General features: G+C 67.6%; 10 protein-coding genes. 6 read left to right on the top strand and 4 right to left on the bottom strand.

All coding sequences use genetic code 11. The annotated features are described in order from the left end of the window. Window positions 1-278 precede the first annotated feature (278 nt). Entirely contained in the window at window positions 279-572 is a 294-nt protein-coding gene (locus AX744_RS01085; protein WP_046747247.1) for a DUF4193 domain-containing protein, read from the top strand. 73 nt (window positions 573-645) lie between these two features. On the opposite strand, the gene AX744_RS01080 is transcribed toward AX744_RS01085, so the two are convergent. Beyond that, window positions 646-1,110 (bottom strand): DUF3093 domain-containing protein, encoded by a 465-nt coding sequence (locus AX744_RS01080; RefSeq protein ID WP_046747213.1) that lies wholly within the window; start codon window positions 1,108-1,110, stop codon window positions 646-648. Between the two features lie 12 nt (window positions 1,111-1,122). Here AX744_RS01080 and dut point away from each other — a divergent pair, with 12 nt between their 5' ends. The 5 genes from dut (at window position 1,123) to dxs (ending at window position 8,007) form a co-directional block, all read left to right on the top strand. After that, window positions 1,123-1,596: a dUTP diphosphatase gene (gene dut / locus AX744_RS01075; protein ID WP_046747212.1), complete on the top strand. Its 474-nt coding sequence runs from the start codon at window positions 1,123-1,125 to the stop codon at window positions 1,594-1,596. Then, window positions 1,589-2,176 carry a DUF3710 domain-containing protein gene (locus AX744_RS01070; RefSeq protein WP_045264797.1) on the top strand — a complete coding sequence of 196 codons (588 nt, stop codon included), beginning with the start codon at window positions 1,589-1,591 and terminating at the stop codon, window positions 2,174-2,176. The genes dut and AX744_RS01070 overlap by 8 nt, the downstream gene beginning before the upstream one ends. Further along, on the top strand, window positions 2,173-2,907 hold the full coding sequence (locus tag AX744_RS01065) for a DUF3159 domain-containing protein (RefSeq protein ID WP_061015150.1): 735 nt from the start codon (window positions 2,173-2,175) through the stop codon (window positions 2,905-2,907). Before AX744_RS01070 ends, AX744_RS01065 begins: the two co-directional genes overlap by 4 nt. Window positions 2,908-3,060: 153 nt before the next feature. Next, entirely contained in the window at window positions 3,061-5,895 is a 2,835-nt protein-coding gene (locus tag AX744_RS01060) for an aconitate hydratase (RefSeq protein ID WP_061015149.1), read from the top strand. Window positions 5,896-6,066: 171 nt separating this feature from the next. Next, window positions 6,067-8,007 carry a 1-deoxy-D-xylulose-5-phosphate synthase gene (gene dxs, locus AX744_RS01055; RefSeq protein WP_061015148.1) on the top strand — a complete coding sequence of 647 codons (1,941 nt, stop codon included), beginning with the start codon at window positions 6,067-6,069 and terminating at the stop codon, window positions 8,005-8,007. Window positions 8,008-8,070: 63 nt separating this feature from the next. Here the strand turns inward: dxs and AX744_RS01050 are convergent, their stop codons facing one another. From AX744_RS01050 to AX744_RS20440, 3 genes are all read right to left on the bottom strand, one after another. Next, window positions 8,071-8,766: an SPFH domain-containing protein gene (locus tag AX744_RS01050; RefSeq protein ID WP_061015147.1), complete on the bottom strand. Its 696-nt coding sequence runs from the start codon at window positions 8,764-8,766 to the stop codon at window positions 8,071-8,073. A gap of 141 nt (window positions 8,767-8,907) precedes the next feature. Continuing rightward, window positions 8,908-10,362: a glycerol-3-phosphate dehydrogenase/oxidase gene (locus tag AX744_RS01045; RefSeq protein ID WP_046747207.1), complete on the bottom strand. Its 1,455-nt coding sequence runs from the start codon at window positions 10,360-10,362 to the stop codon at window positions 8,908-8,910. Beyond that, the coding region (locus tag AX744_RS20440) for a hypothetical protein (protein WP_061015146.1) at window positions 10,359-10,799 on the bottom strand (441 nt) is incomplete at its 5' end. The genes AX744_RS01045 and AX744_RS20440, both read right to left, overlap by 4 nt.

Here is a 10,799-nt window from a genome sequence, read left to right as displayed (position 1 = left end):
GGCAGCGCGAACCGCTCGCCCGACTCGGTCGCGAGTACGAGGACTCCTGCTTCTGTGCCGACGATGGTGACGTTTTCCATGCGAATGCCCCTCTGATGGGTGTCCGTTCATGGTGTCACGCGTGAGGGGTCGCGGACGGGAATAGCGTGGGCGTGCCGTGAGTTTCCTCTGTCGCACGGACGAGCATTTGCGTTATGTCGTCCGGTCGTGCAAACTATGGCCGCCGAATACCCGACGGCGCACCACCCACTCGCACCATGAAAGTGGAGATCTACCGCATGGCAACCGATTACGACGCCCCCCGAAAGAGCGAAGACGACTCCGAGTCGATCGAAGCCCTCAAGGAGCGTGTGCCGGACAAGAACTCCGGCTCAAGCGGGGACGAAGACTCCGACAACCCGTCGAGCTTCGACCTCCCGGGTGCCGACCTCTCCGATCTCGAGCTCGATGTCGTCGTGCTGCCCGCGCAGCAGGACGAGTTCACATGCATGAGCTGCTTCCTCGTGAAGCACCGCTCGCAGCTCGACCACGAGGGCGCATCCGGGCCCATCTGCAAGGAGTGCGCTGCGTAAGCAGTCCTTCGAGCGACGTATCACGCGCCCCCGACCGTCTCGGTCAGGGGCGCGCTGTCGTTGGGTGAGCGCGTCAGGTCTGGGAAGCGCGGATCGCGGCGACGAGCCGGTCGGGCGTCCGCGTCGAGATCGTCCATGCGTCCACGGGGTCGTCCTGGTCGAGGTTCGGCACGACGACGATGCCGTCGATGCCGCCGCGGATCAGGTGCCACCCGCGCGCCGGGAGACCGGGGCCGCGGGCATGACGGGCTTCCTCGCCCGTCAGTGCAGTGGGTGCTCCGAGGTGCTTCGTGTCGATGTGCGCGCGACCTGCATGCAGGGTGGAGCCGACGACCGAGACGACCGGTGTGGCGGCGATGACACCGAACACGAGCAGGGCCGATACTGCCGCACCGACGACGAGCGCGACGGTCGAGCCGATCGGCACGAAGACGAGCGAGACCATGGGGCCGGCGACCGCGACGGTCACGAGCAGCCAGAGGCTCGGCGAGAGCCTCTCGCGGTAGCGGGGACGTGAGTCTGTGACGGGGTTCTGCATTAGCCTCATGGGGTGACCGATTCCGTTGATGTCCCCATTATCGCTGCAGTGCTGCCCGGGTATGCGCATCCGGGAGACGCCGGAGCCGATCTCGTCGCCGCCGAGGCGGTGCACCTGGAGCCGGGGGAGCGCGCTCTCGTGCCGACGGGGGTGAGCATCGCCCTACCCGACGGGTATGCGGCATTCGTCGTACCGCGCAGCGGCCTGGCGGCGAAGCACGGCATCTCGATCGTGAACTCTCCCGGAACGGTGGACGCCGGCTATCGCGGCGAGATCAAGGTGAGTCTGATCAACACGGATACCAAGAGCGCGTACGATGTGGCGGTCGGCGATCGTATCGCGCAGCTGATCATCATGCCGGTCACGCGCGCCACGTTCATCCCGGTCGACGTGCTGCCGGACAGCGTCCGTGGTGCCGGTGGATTCGGCTCCACCGGATACCAGGCAGCGACCCACCAGAGCGAAGCAGGACGAGCCAATGACTGACAACAACGAGACCCCTTCGAAGTCGGCACCGTTGAACCGTGCCACCGACGGGCCCTTCGATGACTCCGAGGCCAACCCGGTCCGTCCGTACATCGATCTCGGCGGCATCAAGATCCTGCCGCGCGAAGGTCTGAATCTGCGCCTCGAAGTCGAGGAGCAGTCGAAGCGCATCGTCGCGGTCGGCCTGGACTACGCCGACTCCTCGCTGCAGGTGCAGCCGTTCGCGGCGCCGCGCTCCGGCGGACTGTGGGACGAGACCCGAGTGCAGCTCCGCGACCAGGTCAAAGCTCAGGGCGGTCGCGTCGAGGAGCGCGAAGGCCCACTGGGCAAGGAGCTCCTCGCCGAGGTTCCTGCCACGGCGGCGGAGGGATCAGGGCTGCGTCTCGCGCGCTTCATCGGCATCGACGGCCCGCGCTGGTTCCTGCGCGGTGTGATCGGTGGCGCAGGAGCGTCTGACCCCGAAGCCGCCGAGAAGGTCGAGGACCTCTTCCGCTCGATCGTCGTCGTCCGCGGCGGCTCGCCGATGCCCCCGCGCGACCTGATCCCGCTCAAGATGCCGGCGACTCCGGGTTCCGCGTGAGCGCTCCCGAGCCCGACGCCGAACGCGAGAAGAGCACCTCCGAGATCCTCGGGGCGGCGCTCGGCGGTGCCGCGCGTCGTGCCGGTCTCGATCCCGCTGAGGGCTCCAGCACCCACAAGGTGGTCTGGACGGCGATGGGGGGATGGCGCGGCATCCTCGAGTCCGTGCTGCCGAGCCTCGCTTTCGTCATCCTCTTCACCATCCGCCCGGAGCCGCTGATCCTGTCGTTGGGGGTGTCCGTCGGCCTGGCAGCGGTGTTCACCCTCGTCCGACTGGTGCAGAAGTCGCCGCCCTCCGCCGCGCTGGGCGGTCTCGTCGCGGCTATGGCCGCCGCGGCGCTCGCGCTGTGGACCGGACGCGGCGCGGACAACTTCGTGCCAGGACTCATCACGAACGCGGTCTACGGATCGGTCATCCTGATCTCCGCACTGATCGGATGGTCGCTGATCGGCCTCGCGGTCGGATTCCTGATGGGGGAGGGCACCACCTGGCGCACCGACCGCCGCAAGCGACGTGCGTACTTCTGGCTCGGGATCGCCTGGGCCTCGCTGTTCTTCGCGCGCCTCGCCGTCCAGCTGCCCCTGTATCTCGCCGGCGACGTCACGGCACTCGGGACGCTCAAGCTCATCATGGGGTTGCCGTTGTTCGCACCGCTCATCGCCGTGACCTGGTTGGTCGTACGGGCGCTCCACCCCCGCGAGCCTGCGCGCGAGGATGCCCCCGAGGCGTGATAGATTTATCTTGACATCAAGATAAATCGCAGGCTTTCGCCGGTGCGCTTCCCGGAGCAGACTGGTTAGGTCCCCCTTGCTAGCCGCAGGGGCTCACTGGCGAGCAAGATGGAGGCGCCTGTCGCTCCCATCCGAATAGAAGGAGACGGATTCGTGTCCACGGTGAACAGCTTCGGTGCCAAGAGCACCCTGACAGTCGGCAGCACCGACTATGAGATCTTCCGCATCGACACGGTGCCCGGTTTCGAGAAACTCCCCTTCAGTCTCAAGGTCCTCCTGGAGAACCTGCTCCGCACCGAGGACGGCGCGAATGTGACGAAGGCGCAGATCGAGGCGCTGGGGTCCTGGGACGCAGCGGCTGAGCCCAACACCGAGATCCAGTTCACGCCGGCGCGCGTGGTCATGCAGGACTTCACCGGTGTCCCGTGCATCGTCGACCTCGCCACCATGCGCGAGGCCGTGACGGCTCTGGGCGGCGACGCCAACAAGATCAATCCGCTCTCGCCGGCCGAGATGGTCATCGACCACTCGGTCATCGCCGACCTGTTCGGCTCCGAGAACGCACTCGAGCGCAACGTCGAGATCGAGTACGAGCGCAACGGTGAGCGCTACCAGTTCCTGCGCTGGGGCCAGACCGCCTTCAGCGACTTCAAGGTCGTCCCGCCCGGGACCGGCATCGTGCACCAGGTGAACATCGAGCACCTCGCGAAGGTCATCTACGACCGCGACGTCGACGGCGTGCTCCGCGCCTACCCCGACACCTGCGTCGGCACCGACTCGCACACCACGATGGTCAACGGTCTGGGCGTGCTCGGCTGGGGCGTCGGTGGCATCGAGGCCGAGGCTGCCATGCTCGGTCAGCCCGTGTCGATGCTCATCCCTCGCGTGGTCGGCTTCAAGCTCTCCGGTGAGATCCCCGCCGGTGTCACGGCGACCGATGTCGTGCTCACGATCACCGACCTGCTGCGCAAGCACGGCGTCGTCGGCAAGTTCGTCGAGTTCTACGGCGAGGGCGTGGCATCCGTGCCGCTGGCCAACCGCGCCACCATCGGCAACATGTCACCGGAGTTCGGTTCCACGGCGGCGATCTTCCCGATCGACGACGTCACCCTCGACTACCTGCGCCTGACCGGCCGCAGCGACGAGGCCGTCGCACTCGTCGAGGCCTACGCCAAGGAGCAGAAGCTCTGGCACGACGCATCGCACGAGCCCACCTTCAGCGAGTACCTCGAGCTCGACCTCGGCACCGTCGTGCCGTCGATCGCCGGCCCGAAGCGCCCGCAGGACCGCATCCTCCTCTCGGAGGCGAAGTCGAAGTTCGAGCAGGACATCCTGGCGTACGCGACCGCATCGACCTCGGACTCGGTCGTCGACCTCGAGTCGAAGCACTCCTTCCCGGCATCTGACCCCGGTTCGGTTCCCGGCGAGGAGGAGCCCACCACGCGTCCGGTGCACATCAACAGCGGCGCGCCGGCCAACGCCTCGAAGCCCGTCCCCGTGACCACACCCGACGGGGAGAAGTACATCCTCGACAACGGCGCCGTCACGCTGGCTGCCATCACGTCGTGCACCAACACGTCGAACCCGTCGGTCATGATCGCCGCCGGTCTCGTCGCACGCAAGGCGCTCGAGAAGGGGCTCAAGCAGAAGCCGTGGGTCAAGACCACGCTCGGCCCCGGCTCCAAGGTCGTCACCGACTACTACGAGAAGTCCGGTCTCGACAAGGACCTCGAGGGTCTCGGCTTCTACACGGTCGGCTACGGCTGCACCATCTGCATCGGAAACTCCGGACCGCTGATCGAAGAGGTCTCCGAGGCCATCAACTCGCACGACCTCGCCGTCACGGCCGTCCTCTCGGGCAACCGCAACTTCGAGGGTCGCATCAGCCCCGACGTGAAGATGAACTACCTCGCCAGCCCGCCGCTGGTCATCGCCTACGCGCTGGCGGGGTCGATGCACTTCGACTTCGACAACGACGCCCTCGGCAAGGGCAGCGACGGCGAAGACGTCTTCCTGAAGGACATCTGGCCGACGCCAGACGAGGTGCAGGAGATCGTCGACTCGTCGATCTCGCGCGACCAGTTCATCAAGCAGTACGCCACGGTGTTCGACGGCGACGAGCGCTGGCGCAACCTGCCGACGCCGGATGACGACACGTTCCAGTGGGACGAGAACTCGACCTACGTTCGCAAGGCGCCGTACTTCGACGGCATGACGATGGAGCTCACTCCGGTGAAGGACATCGAAGGTGCTCGCGTGATGGCGACGCTCGGCGACTCGGTGACCACCGACCACATCTCGCCGGCCGGAAACATCAAGCCGGGGACGCCCGCGGCCCAGTACCTGACGGAGCACGGCGTCGACCGCAAGGATTTCAACTCCTTCGGCTCGCGCCGCGGAAACCACGAGGTGATGATCCGCGGAACGTTCGCGAACATCCGTCTCAAGAACCTCATGGTCTCCGCCGTGAACGACGGGCAGGTCGTCGAGGGTGGCTACACCCGCGACTTCACGCAGCCGGGCGGCCCGCAGTCGTACATCTACGACGCGAGCATGAACTACCAGGCGCAGGGCACGCCGCTCGTCATCTTCGGCGGCAAGGAGTACGGTTCCGGTTCGTCGCGTGACTGGGCGGCCAAGGGCACGAGCCTGCTCGGCGTCAAGGCCGTCATCACGGAGAGCTTCGAGCGCATCCACCGGTCGAACCTGATCGGCATGGGAGTCGTGCCGCTGCAGTTCCCCGCCGGCGAGAGCTGGGAGTCGCTGGGCCTCGACGGGACCGAGATCGTCTCGATCTCCGGCCTGGAAGAGCTCAACAACGGCGTCACGCCGAAGACGGTGAAGGTCACGGCCACCCCGAGCGAGCACTCGCCCGAGGGCAAGCAGCCGGTCGAGTTCGACGCGGTCGTGCGCATCGACACCCCCGGTGAGGCTGACTACTACCGCAACGGCGGCATCCTGCAGTACGTGCTGCGTTCGCTCGTCTGATCGCACGCTGGTCGATCGCGTAACGGAGGGGCTCGTGTCTTCGGACACGGGCCCCTCCGTCGTGTCAAGGGGGCCTCCATCCTCGGAGCTTTCCCGGCCCGGGGCGGTAGGATCAGGACGACGCCCGCACCCGTGTCGGGCGTCTTTGACGAAGCCTGTGAGGAGGCGCAGATGCCCATTCTTCCGAGCATCTCTGGACCCCGCGATCTGGATGCCCTCTCGACCGAGCAGCTGGCGGAACTCGCCGCGGAGATCCGCGAGTTCCTGGTCGAGAACGTGTCCCGTACCGGTGGCCATCTGGGCCCCAACCTCGGCGTCGTCGAGCTGACGATCGCCCTGCATCGCGTGTTCTCGTCTCCGGACGACCCCTTCATCTTCGACACCGGGCATCAGTCCTACGTGCACAAGCTGCTCACGGGCCGCCAGGACTTCTCCGGCCTGCGCGTGCGCGGCGGACTCGCGGGGTACCCGCAGCGCGGGGAGAGCGCCCATGACGTGGTGGAGTCGTCGCACGCCTCCAGCTCGCTCAGCTGGGCCGACGGTATCTCCCGGGCGCTCACGGCGACCGGCCGCGCCGACCGGCATGTGGTCGCGGTGGTCGGCGACGGCGCGCTGACCGGTGGAATGACCTGGGAGGCGTTGAACAACATCTCCGATGACAATGACCGCAACCTGGTCATCGTCGTCAACGACAACGGACGTTCCTACGCGCCGACGATCGGCGGCATGTCGCGCTACCTCAACCGGGTGCGTACGGCAGCGGCCTACAAAGACCTGCATCAGCGCTCCGACCGCCTCTTCCGTGCTTTCGGTCCCGTCGGCCGTGCCGTGTTCCGCGGTGTCCGCGGCGGTACCCACGGGTTCCTCTCGCGGTTCACGAACAACGAGGCGCTGTACTCGAACCTCGACATCAAGTACCTCGGCCCCGTCGACGGGCATGACCTCCCCGCGCTGCTCGAGACGCTGGAGCTGGCGAAGTCGTACGGTGCCCCCGTCATCGTGCACACGATCACCGAGAAGGGCCGCGGCTATCAGCCGGCCCGCGACGACGAGGCCGACCAGTTCCACGCCGTCGGCAAGATCGATCCGACGACCGGGGAGACCCTGTCGTCGGGCGGTCGTGGGTGGACCGACGTCTTCTCCGACGCTCTGGTCTCCGTGGGTGAGCAGCGCAACGATGTGATCGCCATGACCGCTGCGATGCTGCGACCGACGGGCCTCGCGCCGTTCGCCGAGCGCTTCCCCGACCGCGTCTACGACGTGGGAATCGCCGAGCAGCATGCCGTGGCCTCCGCCGCGGGACTGGCCTACGGGGGACTGCACCCCGTCGTCGCCCTGTACGCCACCTTCATGGGGCGTGCCTTCGACCAGGTGCTGATGGACGTGGCGCTGCACCGCGCCGGAGTCACCTTCGTCCTCGATCGCGCCGGTGTGACCGGCCCCGACGGGCCGAGCCATCACGGCATGTGGGACCTCGCCATGCTGCAGATCGTCCCGCACATCCGCATCGCCGCGCCCCGCGACGGCGCCCGACTGACCGAAGCCCTCCGAGAGGCGGTCGACGTCGAGGACGCACCGACGGTCATCCGCTTCCCCAAGGGCGAGGTCGCCGCCGACCTCCCGGCCATCGAGCGGCTCAGCGACGGTGTCGATGTACTCGCCCGCGGCGAGACGGAGGACGTGCTCATCGTCGCCATCGGCCCCTTCGCGGAACTGGCGCTCGATGTCGCCGACCGGCTTCGCGCGCAGGGCATCGGCGCCACCGTCATCGATCCGCGATGGGCCATCCCTGTGCAGCCGTCGATCGTGGAGCTCTCGGCTCACCATCGCCTCGTGATCACCATCGAAGACGGGATCCGCGTGGGAGGAATCGGCACCCGTGTCCGGCAGGTTCTTCGAGAGGCGGGGATCGACACGGCGGTGGACGAGCTGGGTCTTCCCGACGAGTTCATCGATCACGCCTCCCGCGATCAGATCCTCGCCGATGCGGGGCTCACCGCGCCCAAGATCGCGCAGGACATCGTTTCGCAGGTGCTCGGGACCCGCATCCCCAAGGCGCGTCACGCGGGCGAGACCGGGACGATCGACCTTTCCCTGCACGAGAGGCATTGAGACCCGTCCCAGGGTTTTCCCGCTCCAGCAGAGTGCCCGCACCGGCGGTGGTGCCGGGGGAGATCAGTTCAGGGCATGCAGTGCCGCGACGGCCTGGGCTCCGCGATCCACCTCTCGGAGTGCGGTCGACAGCAGGTAGCCGTCGGTGAGCGCGTCGCCGGTGACCATCACGCGCACCAGCTCGACGCCGCAGGCGCGGCGAACCTCGTCGGCACTGGCCGCGATGACCCGAGTGTTGATCTCGTCGTTGTGCGGCAGCTCGGCTCCTTCGAGGCTGCGGACCACATCTCGCAGCGCCGCGCCGACGATGTTCGAGGCGCGTTCCTTCACGTTCACCACATCCAACTCGAAGACGCGCAGATCGTGCCCCGTCGGTAGGGGACGCCACTCGAACGAGGCGTGCACGCGATGCTGATGACCGCTCGCACCGCTCAGCTCCCGCGCAGGCAGATCCGTTGCGCGGCACCGCACGTCGACGAGTTTGTACCAGTAGAACAGGGGGAACGCCCCGTGTGAGCCCGGGTCCAGCACGACGACTTCGCCCACCGCGCCACCGCGCTGGGACGGACGCCGTTGAGGGCGGTTGCGGATGATGGGTTTGCCGTTGCGGGTTCGGATGGCCGCCCAGCCCTCGTCGACGGTGACGATGAAGAGCTTGAGGAGAGCGGGGAGCACCAGGAGAGTGGTGAGGATGGCCGTTCCGGTCTTCAGCAGGCCCGACATCCCCTTGCCGCCCAGCATCGTGAAGAGCATGTCCATGTCACCACTGTGCAGGTTCGCCGAGTGCCGATGTGTCGTCGGGCGACCTGCTCGCCGTGATTTCATGCGGTGTTCCCCGCACGTTCCCTGCCCGGCTGCGCGGCGGATACGCGATGGCTCCGGCCGCGCCGTGATCCGGTCTCAGAGAAGCGCGGAGACCGCGCGGGCCACGACGGACTCGACCACTGGACGACAGCGGGCTCTATCCGCGTCGACGAGTCCGATGCGCGTGCGCCGGTCGAGGACATCGTCGACCGTCATCGCCCCCTCCACGCGGACGGCGTACTCGACCTCTGCCGCGGTCAGGGCCGTCGCCTCGTCCAGCAGCTCGTCCGATGAGGGGACGTCACGATCCGCGAGCCGCAACGACGCGGTGCGACTCTGTCGCGACGACGGCAGACTCCGCGTCGTGACGGCGAGATCGACGGCATCCTCGGCCATACGTCGATAGGTCGTCAGCTTCCCGCCGAGCACCGAGATGAAGCCCGACTCCGATGCCGCCACCAGGTGCCGACGGGAGATGTCGGCTGTCGAGTCGGTTCCACTGTCGACAAGCGGCCGCAGGCCGGCGAAGGCGCCACGAACCTGATCGCGTCGGACCGCGGTGGCGAGAACGCGGTTGAGGCTGTGGAGGAGGAACTCGATCTCGGTCTCCGTCGGCTGAGCGACCCGCGGGACCGCGCCGGGTGAGTCTTCGTCGGTGAGTCCGACGATCAGTCGTCCGTGTGCCTGTGGCAGAGCGAAGACGTATCGGCTGATCGACCCTTCGTGAGGGATCGTCAGTGCCGTCGACGGAGCGCCGAGGTCGGCGGCGTCGAGCACGATGTGGGTCCCTCGACTCGGTCGCACCGTGATCGACGGATCGAGTGCTCCCGCCCACACTCCCGTCGCGTTGACGACCGCACGTGCACGGATCTCGAAACGCTCGCCCGTCGTCGCCTCCTCGACCGAGGCCCCATCTGCGCGCAGGGAGAGGGCACGGACCCTGGTGAGGATGCGGGCGCCGAGGGCCGCTGCGGTGCGGGCCACCGTCGTGACGAGGCGCGCATCATCGACGAGCTGACCGTCATAGGCCAGCATCCCTCCGCGGAGGCCCCGCTGGTCGAGGGCTGGCATCAACCGCATGGCCGTGCGCGCGGAGACCACGGCAGGGGCGGGGAGGACCCGGCGCGGGGTGTGTGCGCGCATCCGCAGCACATCGCCCAGCCCCATGCCCACGGTGCCTGCGACACGCTGCCGGAGTGTGACAGTCTGCGAGAACGGCAGGAGCTGTCCGAGGGGGTGGATGAGGTGAGGGGCGATCGAGGTCATCAGGAGATGGCGTTCGTGCGCGCTCTCCCGCGCGGTCGCGAAGTCTCCGGTGGCGAGGTAGCGCAGGCCGCCGTGCACGAGCTTCGAGCTGAATCTGCTGGTGCCGAAAGCCAGATCCTCGGCTTCGATCAGCGTCACGGTGAGTCCGCGAGAGGCAGCATCGAGTGCGACTCCCACGCCCGTGATGCCGCCGCCGATCACGAGCACGTCGACCCGCTCCTCGGCTGCGAGCGTGAGCTCCGTCCTCCGTCGCGCGACATTGAGCGCGGATGGCTCCCTGATCATGGGCGCAGCAGTCCGTCCAGCGCGGCCCGCAGTTCGCGCTCCCATGCCGCCTCCGAGATCAGATCGGAGACGGTCCCGTGGGAGAGCACCGCGGACTGCGCGATGAGCAGCAGCATGACGGCCATCTCCTGCGGTGCACCGTCGCGCACCGATCCGTCGAGCTGTGCGGTTCCGATCGCTGCGGACAGCCACCCGAGGATCATGCGCTGGCTCGAACCCACGCGCTGCAGCGTGTATCGCGTGAACGCTTCCGGCTCGTCAGCCAGCAGCCTCGCATACAGGGCGTCGCTCCGGAACAGGCCGATGAAGCGCAGCACATCGTCGACGAGGGCGGGCCTGGTGGCCGCAGTCGCGGGGAAGGCGCTCAGGATGGTGGTCACACGGCGCAGCAGTGCTGCACGGACGACGTCATCGGCGTCGTTCCAGTTGCGGTAGAT

It is taken from the genome of Microbacterium sp. CCH5-D1 (assembly GCF_001557335.1).
Taxonomy (GTDB): Bacteria; Actinomycetota; Actinomycetes; order Actinomycetales; family Microbacteriaceae; genus Microbacterium; species Microbacterium oxydans.
Note: the sequence above shows the minus strand (reverse complement) of the source record. Positions and strands in the feature narration are given on the sequence as shown.